This is a genomic window from Pseudomonas sp. GL_139_B (genome assembly GCF_057834475.1).
Genome location: NZ_CM174403.1, coordinates 5374538 through 5398981, shown reverse-complemented (window position 1 = coordinate 5398981; position 24444 = coordinate 5374538). Strand labels below are relative to the sequence as shown.

The following is a 24444-nucleotide window of genomic DNA, read 5'->3' as shown; positions in this document are numbered from 1 at the left end:
GCGACTCAGTAGCGAACATAAAACGCGGCCATTGCTGGCCGCGCGAGGCTTATTGGTTCAGGCGTTTATCCACCAGATCCTGAACAACGCTCGGGTCGGCCAGGGTCGATGTATCACCCAGTGTGTCCAGTTCGTTGCAGGCAATTTTGCGCAGGATACGTCGCATGATCTTGCCCGAACGGGTTTTCGGCAAGGCCGGGGCCCATTGGATCAAGTCCGGTTTGGCGAAGCTGCCGATTTCCTTGCTGACGTGGGCCAGCAGCACTTTCTTCAGTTCGTCGTCGGGGGTGGTGCCGTTCATGGGGGTGACGAAGGCGTAAATGCCCTGGCCTTTGAGGTCGTGGGGGTAACCGACCACCGCGGCTTCGGCGATGCTGTCGTGCAGCACCAAGGCATTTTCCACTTCGGCGGTACCGATACGGTGGCCGGAGACGTTGATCACGTCGTCGATGCGCCCGGTGATCCAGTAATCGCCGTCCTCATCGCGTCGCGCACCGTCGCCGGTGAAGTAATAACCGGGGTAGGGCTTGAAGTAGGTATCGACCATGCGTTGCGGGTCGCCGTAGACGCTGCGGATCTGCGCCGGCCAGCTGGATTTGATCGCCAGCACGCCGCTGCCGGCGCCTTTGATTTCCTTGCCCGTTTCATCGAGCAGCACCGGTTGCACGCCGAACATCGGTTGTGTGGCGCAGCCGGGTTTGATCCGTTGCGCGCTGACCAGCGGGCTGAGCATGATGCCGCCGGTTTCGGTCTGCCACCAAGTATCGACAATCGGGCATCGCTGTTCACCGACAACATTGAAGTACCAATCCCATGCCTCCGGGTTGATCGGCTCACCGACACTGCCGAGTAATCTGAGGCTGGCGCGCGAGGTTTGCTTCAACGGTTCTGGCCCTTCGCGCATTAGTGAACGCAGCGCAGTCGGCGCCGTGTAGAAAATGTTGACGTGGTGTTTGTCGATGACCTGCCAGAAGCGCGAGCTGCTCGGGTAACTCGGCACGCCTTCAAAGATCAGCGTGGTCGCGCCGTTGGCCAGCGGCCCGTAGACGATGTAGCTGTGGCCAGTGACCCAGCCGACATCGGCAGTGCACCAGAACACTTCGTTATCGCGGTAGTCGAGCACGTATTTGAAGGTCATCGCCGCTTGCAGCAGGTAACCGCCGGTAGTGTGCAACACGCCTTTGGGTTTGCCGGTGCTGCCGGAGGTATAGAGGATGAACAGCGGGTCTTCGGCGTCCATCGGTTCCGGCGGGCAATCGTCACTGACGTCCCGTAGGGCCTGGTGATACCAGAGGTCGCGACCTTCAACCCAATTCACTTTGCCTTGTGTGCGCTCGACCACGATCACGGTGCTGACGTTGGGGCAACTCTCCAGCGCCTTGTCGACTTTCTCCTTCAAGGGCACGACTTTGCCGCCGCGTACGCCCGCGTCGGCGGTGATCACGGTGCGGCAGTCGGCATCGAGAATCCGGTCGCGAACCGAATCCGGGGAGAAACCGCCAAAGACCACCGAATGCACCGCGCCGATTCGCGCGCAGGCGAGCATGGCATAGGCCGCTTCGGGGATCATCGGCATGTAGATGCAGACGCGGTCGCCTTTCTTCACGCCACGGCTTTTCAGTACGTTGGCCAGGCGGCAGACGTAGTGATGGAGTTTGTTGTAAGTGATTTGTGCGGATTTGGCGGGATCGTCGCCTTCCCAGATGATCGCGACCTGATCGCCGCGCTGTTCCAGATGACGGTCAATGCAGTTGTAACTGACGTTCAACTTGGCGCCGGCAAACCAGCTGGCTTCACCGGTGTTCAGGTTGTAGCGCTGGACGGTATTCCACGGCGTACTCCAGTCGAGAAAGCGCGAGGCTTGTTCGGCCCAGAAGGTAGAGGGGTGCTCGATGGATTCACGATACAGGCGGTGATAGTCGTCCTGACTTAAATTCGCAGCCCGGCGGACGGCATCGGCTTTGGGAAACATGCTGATATCGAACATGACGGTTCCTTATTCTTGTTGTGAAACAAGAGGGGAGCTACGCGACCCTCGTAGGAGCTGGCTTGCCAGCTCCTACAAGGTTAGTACCGTCTGTAGGCCTGCGTCAGATCAACCGCGGTGACGGCCGCGGAAGTAGTTGATCAGGCCTTGGGTCGAAGCATCGTCAGCCGGGGTTTCTTCGCTGCCGACCAGGCGGTTGTAGACGCCTTTGCCCAGTTCTTTACCCAGCTCCACGCCCCACTGATCGAAGGCGTTGATGCCCCAGATCACGCTTTGCACGAAGACTTTGTGTTCGTACATCGCCACCAGTGCGCCGAGGCGACGCGGGCTGATGCGCTCGACCACCAACGTGTTGCTCGGGCGGTTGCCCGGGATCACTTTGTGCGACGCCAGTTTCTTCACCTCGTCTTCGCTCATGCCTTTTTCGCGCAGCTCGGCTTCGGCTTCGCTCAGGGTCTTGCCGAGCATCAGCGCCTGGCTCTGCGACAGGCAGTTGGCGTACAGCCACTGGTGGTGGTCGGACACCGGGTTGAAGCTGACGATCGGCACGATGAAGTCGGCCGGGATCAGTTGGGTGCCTTGGTGCAGCAACTGGTGATAGGCATGTTGCCCGTTGCAACCGACGCCGCCCCAGATGACTGGTCCGGTGTCGGTGGACACCGGGGTGCCGTCCTGGCGCACGCTCTTGCCGTTGGATTCCATGTCCAGCTGTTGCAAGTGCTTGGTGATGTTACGCAGGTAGTGGTCGTACGGCAGGATCGCGTGGCTTTGTGCGCCCCAGAAATTTCCGTACCACACGCCGAGCAAGGCCAGCAGCACCGGCATGTTCTGTTCGAAAGGCGCGCTCTGGAAATGCTGGTCCATGGTGTAGGCACCGGACAGCAGTTCCTTGAAGTTCGACATGCCGATGGCCAGCGCGATGGGCAAGCCGATGGCCGACCACAGCGAGTAACGGCCGCCGACCCAGTCCCACATCGGGAAGATGTTTTCTTCGCGAATACCGAAGGCCACCGCCGCGGCATTGTTGCTAGACACAGCGATGAAGTGACGATACAGCTCGGCTTCCGAACCACCCTGAGCCAGGTACCAGGCGCGTGCGGCCTGGGCATTCTTCAGGGTTTCGAGGGTGTTGAAGGATTTCGACGACACGATAAACAGCGTGGTCTCGGCACGCAGCTTCATAGTCAGTTCGTGGAACTCACTGCCATCGATGTTCGCCAGGTAGTGGCAGCGCACGCCTTTCTGGGCGTAGGACAGCAGCGCCTCGGACACCAGCTCCGGGCCGAGGAACGAGCCACCGATACCGATGTTGACCACGTCAGTGATCGGCTTCTCGGTGTAACCGCGCCACAGACCGTCGTGGATGCGGCCCACGAGGTCGGTGATCTGGTTCAGCACTTTGTGCACTTCCGGCATCACGTTGACGCCATTGACTGACAGCTTGTCGCCTACTGGGCGGCGCAGCGCGGTATGCAGGGCTGGACGCCCCTCGGAGGCGTTGACGATTTCGCCGTCGAACAGCGATTTGATCGCGCCCTTGAGGTCGACTTCATTGGCCAGGTCCACCAGCAGATTGCGGGTCTGGGCGTTGATCAGGTTCTTCGAGTAATCGAGAAACAGTCCGCAGCTGCTCAGGGTAAATTGAGTAAAACGCTGCGGGTCGGCATTGAAGGCTTCGCGCATGCTGAAATCCTGCATGGCTTGGCGGTGATCATTCAACGCCTGCCAAGCGGGCAGAGCGGTCACGTCGTGAGGAGTGCGGTAGTACGCCATCGCTGCGGGTTTCCTTTTTACTTGAACGGCTTTTTGAACACTAAAAATCCCGGAGCGCTGCGGGTAGGCGTCCGGTCAACTGCGTCGACACGATTTCATGGCGCAGGGCGAATACAGTAAACCCCGCGCTTTGATCTGTCTTGACTTTGTCTGACCTGTTTCCGGTACTTTTATACATCGAAGCCTGAGACGGTCCGACAAACGGCCTGATCAGGCAACCTGAACCGGGATGGCGTTGGTGGTGTGGCTCAGCTCGTTGCCCGGCGCCATATAGAGCATGCGCGGCTTGAAGTTGAGCAGCTCGGCTTCGCTGTAATGAGCGTAAGCGCAGATGATCACGCGGTCGCCGACCTTGGCTTTGTGGGCGGCGGCACCGTTGACCGAGATCATGCGCGAGCCTTCTTCGCCCCGAATCGCGTAAGTGGTGAAGCGTTCACCGTTGTCGACGTTATAGATCTGGATTTGCTCGTATTCACGGATGCCGGACAAGTCCAGCCATTCGCCGTCGATGGCGCAAGAGCCTTCGTAATCGAGTACTGCGTGGGTGACTTCGGCGCGATGCAGCTTGGCCTTGAGCATGATGGCGTGCATGAGTGTTTTCCAAGGTCGAAATCGAACGGCGGGCAGTTTGCCCGAAGGCTCAAAGGGCAGCAATACAATGCAGGAATTGATGCGGGCCGCCCCTGTAGGAGCTGGCAAGCCAGATCCTACAGGGGGGTGTTTTAGGCGGAGGCGTCGAGGTTCAAGTGCAGGTTGTCGATCAACCGCGTGGTGCCCAGGAACGCAGCCACCAGAATCACCAGATCGCGATCATCTGCTGTGGCCGGGCGCAAGGTCAGTGCATGGCGAATCTCCAGGTAATCGGGACGCAATCCAGCCACATCAAGCTGCTTGATTTGCGCGTCGATCAGCGCCGGGAAATCCCTGTCACCCTGTTTTATCGCGTCGGCAATCGAACTCAGCGTGCGATAGACCACCGGCGCCACGGCTCGCTGCTCTTCACTGAGGAAGCCATTGCGCGACGACAGCGCCAGGCCATCGGCCGCACGGACAGTCGGTTCACCAATGATCTGGACCGGCATGTTCAGGTCATGGACCAGGGATTTGATCACCGCCAGTTGCTGGAAGTCTTTCTGACCGAAGACTGCCAGGTCCGGCTGGACCATGTTGAACAATTTGCTGACCACCGTCGCCACACCTTCAAAATGCCCCGGACGGCTGGCGCCGCACAGGCCTTCAGACAGCAGCGGAACGCTGACGCGCGTCTGGCCGGCCATGCCGTCCGGATACATTTCTTCAGCGCTTGGCGCGAACAGCAAGTGGCAACCGGCCTGGAGCAGTTTCTCCTGGTCGGCGGCGAGGGTGCGCGGGTACTTGTCGAGGTCTTCGCCTGCACCGAACTGCAGCGGGTTGACGAAAATGCTCGCGACCACGAAATCCGCCCGTTGGGAGGCTTTGGTAATCAGCGCGATATGCCCGCTGTGCAAGTTGCCCATGGTCGGCACCAAGCCGATCCGCTTGCCTTCACCGCGGGCACGGGCCACGGCGGCCCGCAGTTCGCGTACGGTTTTTACGGTGTTCATGCTGAGAATCCGTGTTCGATACCTGGGAAAGTCGCCGCTTTGACTTCGGTGACGTAAGCACTCAAGGCTGCTTGAATCGTGTGCTGTCCGGTCATGAAGTTCTTCACGAATTTTGGCACGCGACCGGTAATCGACAAGCCCAGCATGTCGTGCAGGACCAGTACCTGGCCGTCGGTGCCACTGCCGGCGCCGATACCAATGACCGGAATCTTCACGGCCTGGGTGATTTCTTCGGCCAGTTCGCTGGGTACGCACTCGAGTAGCAACATGGCTGCCCCGGCCTGTTCCAGAGAAATGGCATCGGCACGCATTTGCCGAGCCTGGTTTTCGTTACGCCCCTGGACTTTGTAACCGCCCAGGATATTCACCGATTGTGGTGTCAGCCCCAGGTGCGCGCACACCGGGATGCCACGCTCGGCCAGCAGACGGATCGAGTCTGCCAGCCACAGAGCGCCTTCTACTTTGACCATGTGCGCTCCGGCTTGCATCAGCAGGGCACTGTTAGTCATGGTTTGTTCGGTGGTCGCGTAGGCCATGAACGGCAGGTCGGCGAGGATGAGCGCATCGGTGTTACCACGTTTGACGGCTGCCACGTGGTAAGCCATTTCAGCAGTCGTCACGGGCAGGGTGCTGTCGTGACCCTGTAAAACCATGCCGAGGGAGTCGCCCACCAGCAGCACTTCGACGCCCGCCTCATTGCAGGCGTGGGCGAAGGTCGCGTCATAGCAGGTCAGCATGGTGATTTTTTCACCTTTTTGCTTGAGACCTTGCAGAGTGGTCAGGGTGATGGCTGGCATGAAAAGTTCCTCATTCAGGCGCTGTGGAAACTACTGCGAGTAACGCGCGTGATTCTTCGTTAAATACAGGCGCACGGTCTGTTGTCGTGCTTTTAAGGCCTGGATTGCGCCTTCAACGCCGTGTTGGCGGCAGTGGGACGCCTATAGTCGTGAGGAGAACTCGGGAAGTCAATTGCATGTGTTACCGCGTTGTTACGACGGGTGTGTTACCGGCGTAACTGATGCGATTCAGCAGCCGATTTTGGCTTCAACACAAAAACCAATGTGGGAGCGAGCCTGCTCGCGATGGCGTCCTGACAGTCAACATCTTCGGTGAATGTTGAATCGCTTTCGCGAGCAGGCTCGCTCCCACAGGGGATTGCATTAATTCGGAGGGAGGCGTTCCAGGCCGACGAACGGGCAGTCTGCGAGTAAATCCTTCAGATTGCGGCCATCGGCCAGACGCAATTCCGCAGGTGCCAACTCAGCCAGCGGATACAGGACGAAGGCCCGTTCCTGCATGTGGTAATGCGGAACCTTGAGACGAGGTACATCGATCACCCGATCGCCAAACAGCACAATGTCCAGATCCAGCGTGCGAGGACCCCAGCGCTCCAGGCGCTCGCGCCCCTGCTCGTTCTCGATGGATTGCAGCGCATCCAGCAGTTCCAGCGGTGTGAGAGTGCTGTCGAGGGCGGCGACCGCGTTGGTGTAACGCGGTTGGCCAGGCAGCAGCGAGTCGCTCTGATAAAACGCGGACACCCCGACCAGCCCGGTCTGTGGTAGCTGCGCCAGCGCGTCGACGGCGTTGCGTAATTGCTCGGCGGGGTCAGCCAGATTGCTGCCCATGCCGATGTAGATGCGTTCCATGGATTACTCGCCCGAGACGCTCGGTTCGCCGGCTGCGCGTTTACGCTTGGCGCCACCGCTGCGGCGACGTTTGCGTGGTGCGCCGGTGCCGTCTTCCTTGCCGCTGAGGTCGCGGATCATGTCGCGACGTTCGCTGTCATTGGCGTCCTGGTAATCCGTCCACCATTCGCCCAGGCCATCGGTCTGCTCACCGGCGCTTTCGCGCAGCAGCAAGAAGTCGTAACCGGCGCGAAACCGTGGGTTGTCCAGCAACAGGTCGGCACGCTTGCCGCTGCGGCGTGGCAGACGCTCCTGCATGTCCCAGATCTCGCGGATCGGCATGGTGAAGCGTTTCGGGATGGCGATGCGTTGGCACTGTTCGGCGATCAGTTCGTGTGCCGCTTCCTGCATGGCTGGAATCGGCGGCATGCCACGTTCTTGCAGGCGCAATACACGAGCCGGCAGGGCAGGCCACAGCAGGGCGGCAAACAGGAACGCCGGGGTCACCGGTTTGTTCTGCTTGATTCGCAGGTCTGTATTGATCAGTGCGTCGCTGATCAGGGTGTGGGTATACGTCGGGTTGTATTCCAGCGCCTCGGCACTGGCCGGGAACAGCGGATCGAACAGTTGCAGATCGACCAGCATCTCGAAGGTGTCCGCAGCGTGGCCGGAGAGGAACAACTTGAGCACTTCTTCGAACAGACGGGCCGACGGGATCTCGCGCAGCATCGGTGCCAACTCGCGAATCGGCAAGGCGCTGTGTTTTTCTATACCGAAATTCAGCTTGGCGGCAAAACGCACGGCCCGCAGCATCCGTACCGGGTCTTCCTGGTAGCGCTGTTTCGGGTCGCCGATCAGGCGGATCAGGTGATTGCGGATGTCGTGTACGCCATTGGCATAGTCGAGAATGCGCTCGCTGACCGGATCGTAATACAGGGCGTTGATGGTGAAGTCGCGACGTTGCGCGTCTTCTTCCAGCGTGCCATAGACGTTATCGCGCAGGATGCGCCCGCTTTCATTACGGGAAGACTGGTTGCTGTCTTCTTCCTCGTCGTTTTGCGGGTGATTGGCGCGGAAGGTCGCGACCTCGATGATTTCGCGGCCAAAGTGAATGTGCACCAGCTTGAATCGACGACCGATGATCCGTGCATTGCGGAATTCGGCGCGCACCTGTTCAGGTGTGGCGCTGGTAGCGACGTCGAAATCCTTGGGCGTGATGCCGAGCAGCATGTCACGCACACAGCCGCCGACCAGGTAAGCCTGGTAACCGGCGTTCTGCAGGCGTTCGACGATATTCACCGCGTAACGGCTGAACTGGGCCTTTTGCAGCGAGTGTTGGCCGCTGTTGAGCACTTCAGGCGTACTGCGAATGTGTTGCGTATGACGCTTGGGAGAACGGAATGACTGGAACAGCTTCTTCAGCATGGGATGCACTGTTTGAAGGAATGTTCGGCCATAACAGAAGAATGACCGCATGATGGGCGGGGATTCTAGCATTTAGTCGAGGGATGGTGTAGGACACAGCAGATATGAGCTGTAAGCCGCAGGCTTCAAGCGAAAAACAAAGGAGATCTGGGCAGGTTTTTCGAATCGCAGAAACTACAAGGGGAGCCGAAGCTCCCCAAGAAGTAGTTGCATGCTCTATTTTTATTATTGGTTTCGGGCTTTTTGTTTTTGTTAAGTGCCCTCGTCATGAAGATTTTCCTTCATGACCCTCCCAATCGGGAGCCAAGAGCAAACGGATTGCTTTGGTCGCTGTGCTGCAGTGATCTTGCGATCCAACCAGTTCAGGCACTGCCTTAGGACAGTTTTTTATTATTCTCGGCCTGGTCGTGGGGCGATCCCCCAAATACAACGCCTCTCCAAAAGAATCAGTTAGCTGCGCCTCTCGCCGTCTTGTTTTTATTGTGCGTGAGTCGATTCGTCTTATTTTTATTATGTTATGCATTGCTTGTTATTGTTCTTGTACCAAACATACTGCAGGGTGCGTGCCAACTTTTGCGAACCCCAGTAAAACAAGGAGTTAGGTCGGTCGGTGGGGGTTTTTCAGGCCCAAAAAAACCGGGGCTTCGTTACCGTAAGCCCCGGCTTCTGTTACGTGAAAAATCTGAGGTAACAGTTTTTTCAGAAAGTCATGTGTTACCCGCGCATCAGACAGGTGCCATTCAGCTTTCGCTGGCGACCCCGGTTTTGCGCCGCGGGATGCCCAGGCGCTGACGACGCTCCCACAGGCATTTGCGGCTGACCCCGAGTTTGCGAGCCAGTTCGGTTTCGGTCATATGGTCCTGATGCTCGAGGACGAAGTGCTGGAAGTAGTCTTCCAGTGACAGGTCTTCGGTCGGCTCATGGCTGGAGTTACCGCCATTGTTGGCCTGCTGTGGTGCCAGGCCGATGAACTCATCCTCTTCCAGGCCACTCAGTTCGATGTCGATACCCAGCAGCTCGGCAGAAATCTCCGGGCTTTCGCACAGAATGACCGCGCGCTCGACGGCGTTTTCCAGCTCGCGAACGTTACCGGGCCAGGAGTAATGACGAATCGCCTGTTCGGCATCCGGGGCGAATTTCAGATCGGTGCGGTTGACCCGCGCACTCTGCCGCGCCAGGAACGCATTGGCGATTTCGTTAACGTCGGCACCGCGCTCGCGCAAGGCCGGCAGCTTCAGGGCGATCACGTGGAGGCGGTAATACAAGTCTTCACGGAACTGGCCGATTTTTGCCAGGCTCTTGAGGTCCCGGTGAGTCGCGGCGATCAGGCGAACGTCGACTTTCTGCGATTGCACCGAGCCCACCCGGCGAATTTCGCCTTCCTGCAACACGCGCAGCAAGCGGGCTTGGGCTTCCAGTGGCAACTCGCCGATTTCATCGAGGAACAGGGTGCCGCCGTCCGCGGCTTCCACCAGGCCGGCACGCCCCGCGCTGGCGCCCGTGAACGCGCCTTTTTCGTGGCCGAACAACTCGGACTCGATCAGGCTTTCCGGAATGGCCGCGCAGTTCACCGAAATCATCGGTGCCTTGGCACGCTTGGACAGGTTATGCAGGGCGCGCGCCACCAGCTCTTTACCGGTACCGGATTCACCCTGAATCAAGACATTGGAATCGGTTGGCGCGACTTTGCGGATTTTGCTGTACAGGTCTTGCATCGGAGGGCACGAACCGATAATGCCGATTTCGCCGTTGCTGTTGTCGATGCTAGCTTTTGCGATGCCATTGCCAGCTTTGCCGGTGGCAGGTTCGCTGTTGGCCGGCAGTGATTGCCGATCCCGCAGGATACGGGCGACAGCCTGAAGCATTTCATCGTGATCGAAAGGCTTGGCGATGTAATCCACCGCGCCCATCTTCATCGAATCGACCGCCGAACGCAGGCTGGCGTAGCTGGTCATGATCAGCACCGGCGTACCCTGGCCGAGTTTGATCAACTCGGTGCCCGGTGCGCCCGGCAGACGCAGGTCGCTGACGATCAGGTCGAACGTGGGAATTGTGAAGCGTTCTTGTGCTTCCTGCACTGAACCGGCTTCGCTGACCTGGTACTGGTTACGTTCCAGCAGGCGGCGCAAGGCGGAGCGGATAATTGTTTCGTCTTCGACGATCAAAATGTGCGGCATTGATTCGATTCTCTCGACGGTCTCAGTTCACAGCGGACGTCGCTTCGACATGACGCGGCAAAGTCACCCGGATACGGGTGCCGCGTTGGCTTTGAATATCAGCCGGGCTGTCGATGGTGATTTGTCCATAATGCTCTTCAACGATGGAATAGACCAGTGCAAGGCCCAGGCCGGTGCCTTCGCCAGGATCCTTGGTGGTGAAAAAAGGTTCGAACAATCGGTCCATGATGTTCTTCGGAATACCGCTGCCTTCGTCTTCCACGATCAGGTCGACTGTGTGTTCGCCGGCTTCGCTTTTAACCCGCACCGCGCTGCCGGGAGGTGAGGCATCGCGGGCGTTTGAAAGCAGATTGATCAGTACTTGGGCGAGTCGCTGTGGATCGCCTTCGACCCAGTGATCGGGGTCGCACAAATTATAAAACTGCACTTCGAAATTGCGTCGGTTCAGCGCCAGCAAGCCGATGGCATCTTGAGCCACTTCGGCCAGACAGACGGGCTCATCGCTGTGCTGGTGACTGCCGGCATGGGCGAAGCTCATCAGCGATTGAACGATGCGCGACACGCGTTTGGTCTGCTCGAGGATCTGCCCGCTGATTTCCTTCAGCTCGCCATCGTCTTCACGCTCTTCGCGCAGGTTCTGCGCCAGGCAAGCAATGCCGGTGATCGGGTTGCCGATTTCGTGGGCCACACCCGCAGCGAGTCGACCAATACTGGCCAGACGCTCGGAGTGCACCAGTTTGTCTTCGAGCATCTGGGTTTCGGTCAGGTCTTCCACCAACAACACCAAGCCGCTGTTGCCCGGTGCGAGCGGTTCATCGATCGCCGCTTTGTGCAGGTTCAACCAGCGAGTCTGGCCATCAAGGGCCAGATGCTGTTTGTGTAAATGCTCGTCCGGCAAATTAATGAAGCCTTGCAGCAGTTCTTTCCACGGATCGGCAATGGTGCTCAGGCGCGAACCCACCACACGTTGCGCGGCAATGCCGGTGAGTTCCTCCATGGCTTTGTTCCACATGAGGATTTCCTGATCCTTGGCCAATGAGCAGACGCCCATCGGCAGTTCCTGCAGGGTCTGGCGGTGATAGCGGCGCAGGGCATCGAGTTCGGCGGCAAGGCCGGTCAGGCGCGAGTGGTAATCCTCAAGGCGACTTTCGATAAAGTGAATGTCTTCGGTGACATAGTTTTCGCCGCCCGCCTTATAAGGCAGGAACGTTTCGACCATGTCCTGCGCCACGCTTGGACCCATCAGGCCGGACAGGTTGGCTTCGATGCGATCACGCAAGCGGCGCAAGGCGTATGGGCGGCGCTCGTCGAATGGCAGGTAGAGATCGCGCAGCGCCTGTTCGACCTCTTTCTGCGCAGCCTTGGCCCCCAAGGGTTTTGCCAGTTGAGTGGCGAATTCCTGAGGGGACGCGGCGTGCAATTCACGGCGCTGCGGGCGACGCACGTTGTCCACGGCGCAAGCTTCGGCGGCGCTGGCCTCTTCCGGGCTGGCGTTGGTGAACAGCGAGATCAGGGTGAACATCAACACGTTGGCGGCCAGCGACGCAATCGCCGCCATGTGCCAGCTGGTGTCGTCCAGCACGTAGATCATGTTCAGCAGCGGGATGTAAAAGCCCTGCAGATTGCCCACCAGCGGCAATAACATCGTGACCAGCCACACCAGAATCCCTGCCAGCAAACCGGCGATGAAGCCTCGGCGGTTGGCAGTCGGCCAGTACAGAACCGACAGCACGCCCGGCAGGAACTGCAACGTGGCGACAAACGCGACGATGCCGAGGTTCGCCAGATCCTGATCTGTCCCCAGCAGCAGGTAGAAGCCGTAGCCGGCCATGATGATCGCTACGATCAGCGCCCGACGGGTCCACTTCAGCCAGCGGTAGATGTTGCCTTCGGCCGGCGGCTGATAGAGCGGTAACACCAGATGGTTCAGCGCCATCCCGGACAGTGCCAGGGTGGTGACGATGATCAAGCCGCTTGCTGCCGACAAACCGCCGACATACGCCAGTAGCGCCAGGGCTTTGCTGTTGGCGGCGATGCCGATGCCCAGGGTGAAGTATTCCGGATTGGTGGTGGCGCCGAGTTTCAGTCCGGCCCAGAGAATCAGCGGCACCGCCAGGCTCATCAGCAGCAGGAACAGAGGCAAGCCCCAGCTCGCACTGACCAATGAGCGCGGGTTGAGGTTTTCGGTAAAGGTCATGTGATACATGTGCGGCATCACAATGGCCGAGGCAAAGAACACCAGGAGTAACGTACGCCACGGACCTTCTTGCAGCGGCGTGTGCAAGGCGGCGAGGGCGGTTTGGTTTTGCAGCAGCCAGAGTTCAAGCTGTTGCGGGCCGTCGAACACGCCATACAACGCATACAGGCCGACGCCGCCGATGGCGATCAACTTGATCACCGACTCGAAGGCAATGGCAAACACCAGGCCTTCGTGTTTTTCGCGGGTGGCGATGTGGCGTGAGCCAAAGAAGATGGTGAACAGGGTAATCAGTGCACAGAAACTCAGCGCGACCCGATGCTGCACCGGCTCACGGGTGAGAATGCTGATGGAGTCGGCGACCGCTTGAATCTGCAAGGCCAGTAGCGGCAATACTCCGACCAGCATGAAGATCGTGGTCAGCGCGCCAGCCCATGTACTGCGAAAGCGGAACGCGAACAGGTCGGCCAGCGACGACAGCTGATAGGTGCGGGTGATTTTCAGGATCGGATACAGCAGCACCGGCGCCAGCAAAAATGCGCCGGAGACCCCGAGGTAGCTGGATAAAAAACCGTAGCCGTACTGATAGGCCAGGCCTACTGTGCCGTAAAACGCCCACGCGCTGGCGTAAACGCCCAGTGACAGGGTGTAGGTCAGCGGGTGGCGAATGATCGCCCGGGGGATCATGCCCCGTTCACTGACCCAGGCCACGCCGAACAGCACCGCCAGGTACGCGGCGCTGATCAGGATCATCTGGGTCAGGCTAAAGCTCATCGGCATCTTTTTGACTCTGCAGGATGAAGGTCACGACGATCAGAATCAGCCAGAGCAGATAAGGGCGATACCAGGCGCCAGTGGCGTCGATCCACCAATCCATGATGGCCGGGGAGAACAGATAAATCCCCACTACCAGGAGCAGGACCAAGCGATAGATGTACATCCCGGCCTCTCTTTTTTATGCGCGTGCCCGAAAACGTGCGGCGATGGTAACGGATGGGCGCGCCACTGCAAGTGCGATCACTGCAGTTGCGCCTCTGGCAGGTTAAGTGTGCGCGGGATCAGCGCCGCATCCCAGTGGGCAATGCCCCAGTTCAACACCTCCCGAGGGGTGGCGTAAGCCAGTTCAGTAACGGGGTTTTGCCCGAGTGCACGCAATGCACGCAGCAATAAAGGTGTCGCCTGATCTTCGGTCAACGGCGGCGAGCGGTAGGATTTGCCGAGTTTGTTGCCATCGGGCTGGGTAATCAGCGGAATGTGTAAATAACGCGGTTGTCGCAGGCCGAGGAGTTCTTGCAGATAGAGCTGGCGCGGCGTGGAATCCAGCAGGTCGGCGCCACGCACGATGTCGGTAATGCCTTGCCAGGCATCGTCCAGGACGACAGCCAGTTGATAGGCGTAGAGCCCGTCGCGACGGCGAATCACAAAATCGCCCACCTCGCGACCCAGATGCTGGCGGTATTCACCTTGCACGCGGTCGATGAAGTGGTATTCCAGTTCAGGCACGCGCAGGCGAATCGCCGCGTCTTCTGTGCCGTGGCCGGCGTTGCGGCACAGCCCTGGATAAATGCCGTGATACGGTTCCAGCTGCTTGCGCGAGCAGGTGCAGGCATAAGCAAGGCCGTGATTGAACAGGCGATTGATCACTTCAGCGTAAGCCCCGTGCCGGTCGCTTTGGCGGACCATTTCGCCGTCCCACTCAAAACCGTAGCGTTCAAGTGCCTTGAGAATCGCCGCCTGAGCGCCGGGTTCTTCCCGGGGCGGGTCGAGGTCTTCCATACGCATCAGCCAACGGCCACCCACCGCGCGGGCGTCGAGGTACGAGGCCAGTGCGGCGACTAGCGAGCCGAAATGCAAATGGCCACTGGGCGTGGGGGCGAAGCGCCCGATGTAGGGAGTAGAAGTCGTGGCGGTCATGGACGAATGTTACATCTCTGGTCGTGCGCGAGTCCCTGTGGGAGCGAGCCTGCTCGCGAAGGGGCCATCAGCTCCAACATTATTGTTACCTGACACACCGCATTCGCGAGCAGGCTCGCTCCCACAGGCGGGCTCGCCGAGGCGAATTTCAGAAACAAAAACGGAGCGTTCGCACGCTCCGTTCTTCGTTCAAGCCGATGTTACTTGCCGACTTGCTTTTCCTTGATTTCCGCCAGGGTCTTGCAGTCAACGCACATGTCGGCGGTAGGGCGGGCTTCCAGTCGCTTGACGCCAATTTCGACGCCGCAGGACTCGCACCAACCATATTCTTCGTCTTCAATCAGTTGCAGTGTCTTGTCGATCTTCTTGATCAGCTTGCGCTCGCGGTCGCGGGCACGCAGCTCGAGGCTGAATTCTTCTTCCTGGCTGGCACGGTCTGCGGGGTCCGGGAAGTTGGCCGCTTCGTCTTTCATGTGATCAACAGTACGGTCGACTTCCTGCATCAAATCCTGTTTCCACTTGTTCAGGATCTTGGTGAAGTGCGCGCGCATGGGCTTGCCCATGTACTCCTCGCCCTTCACTTCTTTGTAGGGTTCGAAGCCGCTGATCGTCGGGTTTTGCTGTTGCTTTGCTTGGGTGGGCATGAAATGGACCGCCTCTACTCTTGTAATCCATCTGCGCAGGATTGCTCCATCACCGACACCTGCCGGCCCTGCGGCTGCAAGCGGGCGAACTTACCAGATCAAATCGGGGCGCGCTACTCCCGGATGTTGAAGTAGTGGCTCGGGGCCCTTGCAAAACATTGCAAAGCCTTGTCTGGTGGTGTTGGAGACTTGGTCAAATATTGATTTTAGTCAAACTTGGGGTACTCGTTTGAGTCGTTTATGGTCAGGTGTTAAGGCGTCTGACCGCTTTAAGCTCTCGCTCGTTCCTGCGCTTGGGTAGAATTGATTCTTTTCTCTGTTGAAGGAAGGCTAATGGCTCAGTCCTACAGTGCCCGCAGTCGTGCAATCGAACCTTTCCACGTCATGGCGTTGCTGGCGCGGGCCAATGAACTGCAAGCTGCTGGTCACGACGTGATCCACCTGGAAATCGGCGAGCCTGACTTCACCACTGCCGAGCCGATCATCCAGGCCGGCCAGGCCGCATTGACGGCAGGGAAGACCCGTTACACCGCCGCCCGGGGCATTCCCGAGTTGCGAGAGGCCATTTCCAATTTCTATCAGCAGCGTTATGGGTTGAACATTGACCCCCAACGAATCCTCATCACCCCCGGCGGTTCGGGCGCCTTGTTGTTGGCCAGTGCCTTGTTGGTGGATCCGGGCAAGCACTGGCTGTTGGCGGATCCGGGCTACCCCTGCAACCGGCACTTTCTGCGCTTGGTGGAGGGGGCGGCGCAGCTTGTTCCTGTAGGTCCGGAGGTGCGATATCAGCTGACCCCGGATCTGGTCGCGCGTCACTGGGACCACGACAGCGTGGGCGCATTGGTGGCGTCCCCAGCCAATCCGACCGGGACGATCCTGACCCGCGACGAGCTGGCGGGGTTGTCTGCGGCGATCAAGCTGCGACACGGCCATCTGGTGGTGGACGAGATCTATCACGGCCTGACGTACGGTACCGATGCCGCCAGCGTGCTGGAAGTCGATGACAACGCATTTGTGCTGAACAGCTTTTCCAAGTATTTCGGCATGACCGGCTGGCGTCTCGGCTGGCTGGTCGCGCCGGAGGCGGCTGTCGGTGAGCTGGAAAAGCTCGCGCAAAACCTCTACATCAGCGCACCGAGCATGGCCCAGCACGCCGCATTGGCCTGCTTTGAGCCGGCAACCATCAGCATTCTCGAAGAGCGCCGCGCCGAATTTGGTCGTCGTCGCGATTTCCTGCTGCCTGCCTTGCGCGAGCTGGGTTTTGGTATCGCTGTGGAGCCTGAAGGCGCGTTCTATTTGTACGCGGATATCAGCAAGTTCGGCGGAGATGCCTTCGCGTTCTGTCGACATTTCCTCGAAATCGAACATGTAGCAATAACCCCGGGGCTGGATTTCGGGCGTTTTCACGCCGGGCACCACGTGCGGTTTGCCTACACCCAAAGCCTGCCGCGCTTGCAGGAAGCGGTCGAACGGATCGCTCGCGGTTTGAAGAGCTGGCAAGGCTGATGCGTTTTCATCCACCCCTCGAAGAAGGGCGTCTGATCCGTCGTTACAAGCGTTTTCTCGCCGATATCGTAACCGTTAGCGGCGAGTTGCTGACTATTCATTGTCCCAATACGGGCTCGATGCTCAATTGTCAGGTCGAAGGTGGGCAGGTCTGGTTCAGCCGCTCCAATGACCCCAAGCGCAAGTTGCCTGGTACCTGGGAAATCGGCGAAACCCCGCAAGGGCGCTTGTTTTGCGTCAATACCGGGCGAGCCAATGGTTTGATTGAAGAGGCGCTGCGCGCCGGCGTTATCCGTGAGCTGAACGGTTTTACCGAGCTCAGGCGCGAAGTCGCCTACGGGCAGGAAAGCAGCCGGATCGATTTTCGTCTCGATTTCCCCAGCGGCCCGGCTTATATCGAAGTTAAAAGCGTCACCCTGGGCTTCGACGGTTCTTCGGTGGCCGCGTTTCCCGACGCGGTGACCCAGCGCGGAGCCAAGCATTTACGCGAATTGGCGCATTTGGCCCGGGACGGGATTCGTGCGGTTCAGTTGTATTGCGTCAACCTGACCGGCATCGAAGCCGTGCGTCCTGCGCAAGAAATTGATTCGGCCTACGCGGCTGCCTTGCGCGAAGCTGTGGCGTGCGGGGTCGAGGTGCTGGCCTATGGCGTACGTTTGAACCATGAGGAGATGGTGGTTGATCGGCGCCTGGACGTGTTGCTCAACGGCTAAAGGCTGACCCAGATGCCTTGTGCGTCTTCCCGGCAAGGCACAGTGGTCAACGACTGACCGGCGCACGGCCCGGAAACGCATTCGCCGTCTTCGATCAGAAACAGTGCGCCGTGGGTGGCGCACTGGATCAGGCTGTTACTGGGGTCGAGAAACCGGTCGGGTGTCCATTCCAGGCCAACACCACGGTGCGGGCAGCGATTGATGTAGACGTAGACCTGACCGCCCCGGCGTACGGCAAAGAGCTTCTGCCCTTCGATGTCGAAACCGCGACTGCTGGCGTCAGCCAATTCGGCGCCCGTGCAGAGAAACTTCATGTCTATCCTCAAGTCCGTCTCGTGACCAGAAATGTCTGAGCTTGACGTTCAAATGCAAACAATTATCAAATGGCCGCCTTGCCCGTCGGGCGCAGGTGCCAGAGGCCGAGAATACGTGGCCTGCCATCTCGATGCCCGGGAAAACTGTAAAGGAAGCTGTGTATGCGCCTGAGTACCCGCGTTGCTGCGCTCTGTGCCGGACTCTTCGTCAGTCACCATGGCGCAGCGGACGAGTTGCCGCAACGTTGGGTCAGTGCCGGTGGCGCGTTGTCCGAATGGGTGAGCGCACTGGGGGGCGAATCGAAACTGGTCGGTGTCGACACCACCAGTCAGCACCCTGTAAGCCTCAAGGCGCTACCAAGTATTGGCTATCAGCGGCAATTGTCAGCCGAGGGCATCTTGAGCTTACGCCCGCAGCTGCTGATCGGCACCGAAGAAATGGGCCCGCCGCCGGTGCTCTCGCAGATTCGTAACGCGGGGGTGCAGGTCGAGCTGTTCTCGGCTCAGCCGGATTTGCCTGCGTTGCAGGGCAATTTGCAGCATCTGGGCAAGTTGCTCGGGGCTGAAGACCAGGCTGCACAGGCGTACCAGCACTATCAGGCACAACTCGATCAACAAAAAATCCGCGTGACCCAGGCACAGCTGACGCAGCAATCTCCGGGCGTGTTGATGCTGCTCGGGCATGCGGGCGGCAAACCGCTCATCGCTGGCAAGGACACCGCCGCCGACTGGTTGCTGCAACAGGCGGGTGGCCACAACCTGGCCACGCATACCGGCTACAAGCCTTTTTCTGTCGAGTCGCTGGTGAGCCTGGATCCAGAGGTGCTGGTGTTTGCCGACCGCGCACTGACGGGGGATGCGGCGCGTGTAGCGTTGTTCAAGGAAAACCCGATACTGTCCTCGACCCGCGCGGCGAAGGACGGTCGAGTCATAGAGCTGGATCCGACGTTGTTGGTGGGCGGGCTGGGGCCACGGTTGCCGGGCAGCCTCAAAAAGTTGTCTGACGGGTTCTTTCCTGGCGTGGCCGGCCAATGACCGTTCTGGTTAAACCTCGTGCACTGTTCATTGGCTTGAGCCTTCTGTGTTTGCTCGCGATCTGGCTGTCGCTGGCACTGGGGCCGGTCAGTTTGCCGATGCTAGACACTTTGCACGCTGCGCTGCGTCTGGTCGGGTTGCCGATTTCGTCAGAAGGGCTGGAGCAAGCCGAATTGATCGTGGGGCAGATCCGTCTACCGCGAACCTTGCTGGGCCTGGCGGTGGGCGGCGTGCTGGCGCTGACAGGTGTGGCGATGCAGGGCCTGTTTCGTAACCCGCTAGCCGATCCGGGATTGGTGGGGGTGTCCAGCGGCGCAGCATTGGGTGCGGCCATCGCGATTGTGGGCGGGTCAATGTTGGGCGGCCTGCCCGAGTCGTTCGGGCCTTATCTGTTGTCGGTGTGTGCGTTTCTCGGTGGCTTGGGCGTGACGGCGCTGGTGTATCGACTGGGCCGACGCAATGGCCAGACGAACGTCGCGACGATGCTGCTGGCCGGTATCGCATTGACCGCTCTGGCGGGCTCGGCGGTCGGGTTGTTCACCTATCTGGCTGACGACGCGACCCTGCGTACGCTGACGTTCTGGAATCTGGGCAGCCTCAATGGCGCCAGTTACGCGCGACTCTGGCCATTGCTGGTGGTGAGTGCGGGCGTGGCGCTGTGGTTGCCGCGTCGAGCCAAGGCCTTGAATGCGTTGTTGCTGGGGGAGTCGGAGGCCGGTCACCTGGGCGTTAACGTCGAGGGGCTCAAGCGCGAATTGGTGTTCTGCACAGCGCTGGGGGTTGGCGCGGCAGTGGCGGCGGCGGGGATGATCGGATTTGTCGGGCTGGTGGTGCCGCACCTCGTGCGCTTGCTAGCCGGTCCCGATCATCGAGTGTTGTTGCCCGCTTCAGTTCTGGCAGGTGCCAGTCTTCTATTGTTTGCCGATCTGGTGGCGCGACTGGCGCTGGCGCCCGCCGAACTGCCGATCGGCATTGTCACGGCCTTTATCGGTGCGCCGTTTTTCCTGTTCTTGTTGCTCCGGAGGCGCGTCTGATGTTGCGCACGCAGAACCTGCATATCCGTCGGGGCACCAAGACTGTGCTGACGGACATCACGCTTGAGCTCAGACCTGGCGAAGTGCTGGGTGTGCTCGGCCCCAATGGCGCCGGCAAAAGTACCTTGCTCAGTGCTTTGTGCGGCGAATTGCACGCCCATCATGGAAGCGTCTGGCTCGATGATCGCGAGTTGCATCACTGGGTCTCCACGTTGCGCGCGCAGCGGCTGGCGGTGTTGCCGCAGGTGTCGACCCTGGATTTTGCCTTTCGCGTCGAAGAAGTGGTGGGTATGGGGCGTTTGCCCCATCAAAGCGGTCGGGTGCGCGACGATGAGATTGTCGCTGCCGCCTTGCACGCCGCCGATGCCGGGCACCTGAGTGGTCGCAGCTATCTGGCGTTGTCCGGCGGCGAGCGTCAGCGGGTGCATCTGGCTCGGGTGCTGGCGCAGCTCTGGCCGGGCGAGGCGGGGCAGACGCTATTGCTCGATGAGCCGACCTCGATGCTCGACCCGCTGCATCAGCACACCACACTGCAAGCGGTGCGCGAGTTTGCCGATCGCGGCGCGGCCGTATTGGTCATCTTGCATGATCTGAACCTGGCGGCGCGTTATTGTGATCGTCTGTTACTGCTTGAGGGCGGGCGTGCGGTGGCGCTCGATACGCCGGAACAGGTTCTGAAACCCGAGCCGCTCAAAGCCGTGTTCGGGCTGGAAGTATTGGTCCAGCAACATCCGGAGCGTGGGCATCCGCTGATCATCGCCCGCTGATACTGGTCATCGAGGTGAACATGCGTGGAATTATGCTGTTGGTCGTACTGCTATTGAGTGCCTGCCAGCATGTTTCGGAGCCACCGCCGGTCAGCGCTGACATTCGGGACCTGAGTACCGGTGAAACTCTGACGGCGCAGGAACTGATCGAACGGCTTTCCAAATCTTCGCGGCTGATCGTCGGTGAGCAGCATGACAATCGCGATCACCACCAACTGCAACTGTGGTTGCTGCAGTCGCTGGGTGAGCGACGGGCACAAGGCAGTTTGCTCCTGGAAATGCTGACGCCGGATCAACAACAGCGCGTCGATGATGTTCGCCAGGTTTCGATGCCACCGGAAAATTTGCCTGCTGCTTTGGCTTGGCAGGAGGGTTGGGACTGGGACCTGTACGGGCCGATCGTGCGTTTCGCACTGACTCAGCCTTATCCACTGCTCGCCGCTAATCTGGATAACCTCGAGGTTCGTGCGGTCTACGCCAAACCTGCGGCATTGAGCGGTTCTCGGTCTAATGCGGCATCGGTCAAGGAAACTTTGCTGGCACAGATCAGCGACTCCCACTGCGGCCTGCTGCCCACTTCACAAATGCCTGCCATGTTGGCGGTCCAGCAGCAACGAGACCGGCGAATGGCCGAGCGCTTGTTGGCAGCCCCAACACCTTCACTGCTGTTTGCCGGTGCGTATCACGCGCGCAAGGACGTTGGCGTGCCGATCCATGTACTGGATTTGGGGCAGTCGCAAGCGCCGACGGTATTGATGCTGGCAGAGCAGGGAGCCGAAATAACAGCGGCAATGGCCGATTACGTCTGGTACACCCCCGCTTCACCACCTCAGGATTATTGCGCGCAGATGCGTCAACAGTTCGGCAAATAACATCCGGTTTTTTCACGGGCAAAAAAAGACCCGGCAAGAGCCGGGTCAAATAACCGTGATTAGCCTGATGAGGAGATATCTGAGAGTCCGAACCAAGGGCTTTTCAAATATCGACCAGTCTCGCGACCAGTTGTGGTAATCATAGCGATTCTCATTATCAAGTCAACCGCTGTTTTTTGATTTCTTTTAAATGCGTCGTCAACCCGTTTCAAAGCCCAATGATCACTGGGTAATCAGGCTGCGCGCTTGAGCGAAATCAATGCCTTCATACCTTGTTGCGTGACGAAATTGCTTCCAGTTGTTTGTTCAAGGCTTCTTTACGCTCGGCTGGAATGTCATTCCAGTGCACATCCATCAATGCGCCTTCGATCGCATACAACAACACCTTGGACGCCCGAAACCCGCGCGTACGTACGGCCCGATAAGCATCCACCGCCCCAAGGCGACGCAAGTCCGAGGCGCTGTGGATGCCCACAGCATGCAGCCACTGTGCCGACGTCTTGCCCAGATTTTTCAGGTGTTGCAGTTCATCATTCATCAAGCCTCCTTGCGACGGCCGAGCGGTGCGTGGGCGAGCTTCTCAGGAGTGTAGCCATCAGTAGGGAAAGCGTGATTGTTTGGCGGGTATCGATGCAAAAGCTTCTAAGAAGCAAACTTAACTTTGGGTGGATGTCGGCGAGCGCAAAAATAGGACGGGTACTGGAAGTCCAGCCTTCGTAAGCACACACGGAGTCCAGCGCGAAGGGGGGGGCGCTGGACTTGTCAGGTAAAACGGCGTTTTTAGCGAGTGCGATAACGCAGGCGTGTGCCGAAGTTCATCGACATCAGGATCTCGTCCGCGCTCAGTTCTGGCGGGAAGTAGGCGCCGGAGATCTGTGCGTGAGCAAGGCTGGCACCTTCGAGGGATGCGTTGCGAAAGTCGATGCCGCGCAAGTCCGCAGAACGGAAATAGGCATCCGTAAAGTCGACGCCATCAGCGTTCAGCTCACGCAAGTCCAGACCGCGAAAATCGCCACCGACCATGTCGATAGGTCCGTCTTTGGGCCGTTCGTTGTTGAAGCCTGTGATGTCGTCTTTGTGCAGCAAGGCATACAGCGGAGTATCGAGAATTTTGGGCTGGCTCATGTCGCATCACCTGATGGTTTTATGGCGCCAGTGTAGTGCCACTATTTGGCAGCCGTGAAGCCAGGGGAGGCTTCACGGCTGAAATAGTTTTACAGGCCTGGCATGCGTTGACGAATTTGCGCAACGACCGTGTCCAGGGTCCCGCTTTCATTGGTCTGAACGCGCTTGCTGCACAGAATCTCAGCTGGCGTCAGTGCTTCACGACTGGCTTGCTGGGCTGCAATAACGGCCAGGTTGGCATCGGACGGATCCTTGTTGTCTGCCTGGCGCAAGGCCAACCAGCTCTCGATCACGGCTTGCGGCGCATTGCAATCGAGGATCAGGAATGGTGCACCCGTGGCCTCGGCGATTTTTGCCGCGCCGTCGCGCTGGTCGCGCTTGAGGTAAGTAGCATCGATCACCACGGGGAAACCGGCGCGCAGGATAACTCCGGCAATCTGATGCAGACGGCTGTAGGTGGTGGCGCTGGCGTCGGCACTATAAATGCCTGCCTGTGGGTCATTCGGTACGGTTTGTTCGCCGAACAGACGTTTGCGTTCTACATCCGAACGAAGGCGAATGGCGCCCAACGCTTCAACCAGGCGCATGGCGACGTGGCTCTTGCCGACGGCGGACACGCCGTGGGTAATCGCCATGAAACGCGAAGGAATGGTGCTATAGCTTTCCGCGAGGTTGGCGTAGTTGCGGTACTGGCGCAGGGTCGTGGCACGCTGCACCGGGTCGGCTTCGGCGGGCATGCTGAACAGGCTGACTTTGGCGCGAACCAGTGCACGGTAGGCTTTATAGAAATTCAGCAGCTCAAGGCCTTGATAGTCCCCGGTCAGCTCAAGGTATTGGCTGATGAAACGGCGTGCGAGGGACTTCAGGCCACGGTCTTCCAGGTCCATCGCCAGGAAACCGGTGTCGGCGTAGACGTCGGTGAAACGGAACGGTTCGTTGAACTCGATGCAGTCGAAGATCACGACCTTGCCATCGATCACGGTGGCGTTACCCAGGTGGATATCACCGTGGCATTCACGAATAAAACCCCCTGCCTTGCGCTGGGCAAACAGTGGCTTGAGGCGTTCAAAGCTGCTTTCGGCCCAGGCTTGCAGGGCATCGAGTTGCAGCAGATCAGTCTTGTCGCTGAGGAACGGGCGAATCTGCTCGAAGTTCTGGCGCACCGGTGCCATCACGCTGTCCGGAGTGCCGGCTTCGTGTTCAGTCGGGACTTTCGGCGCGTTGAGGTGGAATTGGGCGATCTGCGCGGCCATTTCGTCTATGTGCAAGGGGGTCAGTTCGCCATTGGCCTGCAGGGTGCTGAGCAGCTGGCTTTGTGGGAATTGGCGCATTTTCAGGGCGAAATCGACGACCGGGCCTTCACCGCCCAGTTGTGGTGCTTCGGCGCTGCCGGTGATTGGCAACACTTCGAGGTACAAATCGTTGGTCAGGCGCTGGTTCAAGCGCAGTTCTTCACCGCAGAAGTGCTCGCGGGCGTCGAGGCTGGTGAAGTCGAGGAAGCCGAAATTCACTGGCTTCTTCACTTTATAAGCAAAGGGGCCTGTGAGGATGACCCAGGAAATATGGGTTTCGATGACCTGGAACCCGTCTACCGGATGTGGGTAGAGGGCCGGGTTTTGCAGAGCGGCGATCAGGGACTGGCTCACAGGCGATCCTTCAGAGTCTGGGAAAAATTCAAGGCCGTCATTATGGCCGCAAGTCCGCCTGACGCAAACCTTGGAGGGTGCCTGTTGAGTATGAATAAAGTGCGTAT

22 protein-coding genes are annotated in these 24444 nt (G+C 59.2%); 6 read left to right on the top strand and 16 right to left on the bottom strand.

Translation table 11 applies throughout. The annotated features are described in order from the left end of the window. Positions 1-49: 49 nt before the first annotated feature. From acs to dksA, 12 genes are all read right to left on the bottom strand, one after another. Positions 50-1987 (bottom strand): acetate--CoA ligase, encoded by a 1938-nt coding sequence (gene acs, locus AC3ISI_RS24660; protein WP_489334202.1) that lies wholly within the window; start codon positions 1985-1987, stop codon positions 50-52. A 108-nt stretch (positions 1988-2095) separates the two neighbouring features. Continuing rightward, complete coding sequence (gene pgi / locus AC3ISI_RS24655) at positions 2096-3760, bottom strand: glucose-6-phosphate isomerase (RefSeq protein ID WP_489334201.1); 1665 nt, start codon at positions 3758-3760, stop codon at positions 2096-2098. A gap of 210 nt (positions 3761-3970) precedes the next feature. Beyond that, positions 3971-4351, bottom strand: a complete 381-nt coding sequence (panD, locus tag AC3ISI_RS24650) for an aspartate 1-decarboxylase (protein ID WP_489334200.1) — start codon at positions 4349-4351, stop codon at positions 3971-3973. 131 nt (positions 4352-4482) lie between these two features. After that, positions 4483-5343, bottom strand: coding sequence for a pantoate--beta-alanine ligase (gene panC / locus AC3ISI_RS24645; protein WP_489334199.1), 861 nt, complete (start codon positions 5341-5343; stop codon positions 4483-4485). Further along, positions 5340-6140 carry a 3-methyl-2-oxobutanoate hydroxymethyltransferase gene (panB, locus tag AC3ISI_RS24640; RefSeq protein ID WP_489334198.1) on the bottom strand — a complete coding sequence of 267 codons (801 nt, stop codon included), beginning with the start codon at positions 6138-6140 and terminating at the stop codon, positions 5340-5342. Before panB ends, panC begins: the two co-directional genes overlap by 4 nt. 363 nt (positions 6141-6503) lie before the next feature. After that, positions 6504-6989: a 2-amino-4-hydroxy-6-hydroxymethyldihydropteridine diphosphokinase gene (gene folK / locus AC3ISI_RS24635; RefSeq protein ID WP_489334197.1), complete on the bottom strand. Its 486-nt coding sequence runs from the start codon at positions 6987-6989 to the stop codon at positions 6504-6506. A gap of 3 nt (positions 6990-6992) precedes the next feature. Continuing rightward, positions 6993-8393, bottom strand: coding sequence for a polynucleotide adenylyltransferase PcnB (locus AC3ISI_RS24630; protein WP_223515650.1), 1401 nt, complete (start codon positions 8391-8393; stop codon positions 6993-6995). 740 nt (positions 8394-9133) lie between these two features. Then, entirely contained in the window at positions 9134-10570 is a 1437-nt protein-coding gene (locus AC3ISI_RS24625) for a sigma-54-dependent transcriptional regulator (RefSeq protein WP_489334196.1), read from the bottom strand. A gap of 22 nt (positions 10571-10592) precedes the next feature. Continuing rightward, on the bottom strand, positions 10593-13547 hold the full coding sequence (locus tag AC3ISI_RS24620) for a sensor histidine kinase (RefSeq protein ID WP_489334195.1): 2955 nt from the start codon (positions 13545-13547) through the stop codon (positions 10593-10595). Further along, entirely contained in the window at positions 13531-13707 is a 177-nt protein-coding gene (locus AC3ISI_RS24615) for a hypothetical protein (RefSeq protein WP_003176118.1), read from the bottom strand. The genes AC3ISI_RS24620 and AC3ISI_RS24615 overlap by 17 nt, the downstream gene beginning before the upstream one ends. Before the next feature lie 77 nt (positions 13708-13784). Beyond that, positions 13785-14681 carry a tRNA glutamyl-Q(34) synthetase GluQRS gene (gene gluQRS, locus AC3ISI_RS24610; RefSeq protein ID WP_489334194.1) on the bottom strand — a complete coding sequence of 299 codons (897 nt, stop codon included), beginning with the start codon at positions 14679-14681 and terminating at the stop codon, positions 13785-13787. 200 nt (positions 14682-14881) lie between these two features. Continuing rightward, a complete protein-coding gene (gene dksA / locus AC3ISI_RS24605) occupies positions 14882-15325 on the bottom strand; it encodes an RNA polymerase-binding protein DksA (RefSeq protein ID WP_477791522.1) in 444 nt (147 codons plus the stop codon). A gap of 333 nt (positions 15326-15658) precedes the next feature. Here dksA and AC3ISI_RS24600 point away from each other — a divergent pair, with 333 nt between their 5' ends. Both AC3ISI_RS24600 and sfsA read left to right on the top strand, forming a co-directional pair. Then, positions 15659-16831: a pyridoxal phosphate-dependent aminotransferase gene (locus AC3ISI_RS24600; RefSeq protein WP_489334193.1), complete on the top strand. Its 1173-nt coding sequence runs from the start codon at positions 15659-15661 to the stop codon at positions 16829-16831. Further along, the gene (gene sfsA / locus AC3ISI_RS24595; protein ID WP_489334192.1) at positions 16831-17544 is read left to right on the top strand and encodes a DNA/RNA nuclease SfsA; all 714 of its coding nucleotides are present in this window, start codon (positions 16831-16833) and stop codon (positions 17542-17544) included. Before AC3ISI_RS24600 ends, sfsA begins: the two co-directional genes overlap by 1 nt. Here the strand turns inward: sfsA and AC3ISI_RS24590 are convergent. Continuing rightward, complete coding sequence (locus AC3ISI_RS24590; protein WP_489334191.1) at positions 17541-17858, bottom strand: Rieske (2Fe-2S) protein; 318 nt, start codon at positions 17856-17858, stop codon at positions 17541-17543. The genes sfsA and AC3ISI_RS24590 overlap by 4 nt on opposite strands. Before the next feature lie 162 nt (positions 17859-18020). Between AC3ISI_RS24590 and AC3ISI_RS24585 the strand changes: the two genes are divergently transcribed. The 4 genes from AC3ISI_RS24585 to AC3ISI_RS24570 are packed head-to-tail and all read left to right on the top strand — an operon-like array spanning position 18021 to position 21566. Next, entirely contained in the window at positions 18021-18893 is an 873-nt protein-coding gene (locus AC3ISI_RS24585) for a heme/hemin ABC transporter substrate-binding protein (RefSeq protein ID WP_489334190.1), read from the top strand. A 50-nt stretch (positions 18894-18943) separates the two neighbouring features. Then, a complete protein-coding gene (locus AC3ISI_RS24580; RefSeq protein ID WP_489337786.1) occupies positions 18944-19927 on the top strand; it encodes a FecCD family ABC transporter permease in 984 nt (327 codons plus the stop codon). Beyond that, positions 19927-20694, top strand: a complete 768-nt coding sequence (locus AC3ISI_RS24575) for a heme ABC transporter ATP-binding protein (RefSeq protein ID WP_489334189.1) — start codon at positions 19927-19929, stop codon at positions 20692-20694. The genes AC3ISI_RS24580 and AC3ISI_RS24575 overlap by 1 nt, the downstream gene beginning before the upstream one ends. Before the next feature lie 20 nt (positions 20695-20714). Then, the gene (locus AC3ISI_RS24570; RefSeq protein WP_489334187.1) at positions 20715-21566 is read left to right on the top strand and encodes a ChaN family lipoprotein; all 852 of its coding nucleotides are present in this window, start codon (positions 20715-20717) and stop codon (positions 21564-21566) included. Positions 21567-21831: 265 nt separating this feature from the next. Here the strand turns inward: AC3ISI_RS24570 and AC3ISI_RS24565 are convergent, their stop codons facing one another. The 3 genes from AC3ISI_RS24565 to AC3ISI_RS24555 form a co-directional block, all read right to left on the bottom strand. Continuing rightward, entirely contained in the window at positions 21832-22104 is a 273-nt protein-coding gene (locus AC3ISI_RS24565; RefSeq protein WP_489334186.1) for a TfoX/Sxy family protein, read from the bottom strand. Positions 22105-22346: 242 nt separating this feature from the next. Continuing rightward, positions 22347-22691 carry a pentapeptide repeat-containing protein gene (locus AC3ISI_RS24560; protein WP_489334185.1) on the bottom strand — a complete coding sequence of 115 codons (345 nt, stop codon included), beginning with the start codon at positions 22689-22691 and terminating at the stop codon, positions 22347-22349. An 89-nt stretch (positions 22692-22780) separates the two neighbouring features. Next, positions 22781-24337: a bifunctional aminoglycoside phosphotransferase/ATP-binding protein gene (locus AC3ISI_RS24555; protein ID WP_489334184.1), complete on the bottom strand. Its 1557-nt coding sequence runs from the start codon at positions 24335-24337 to the stop codon at positions 22781-22783. Positions 24338-24444: the final 107 nt, after the last annotated feature.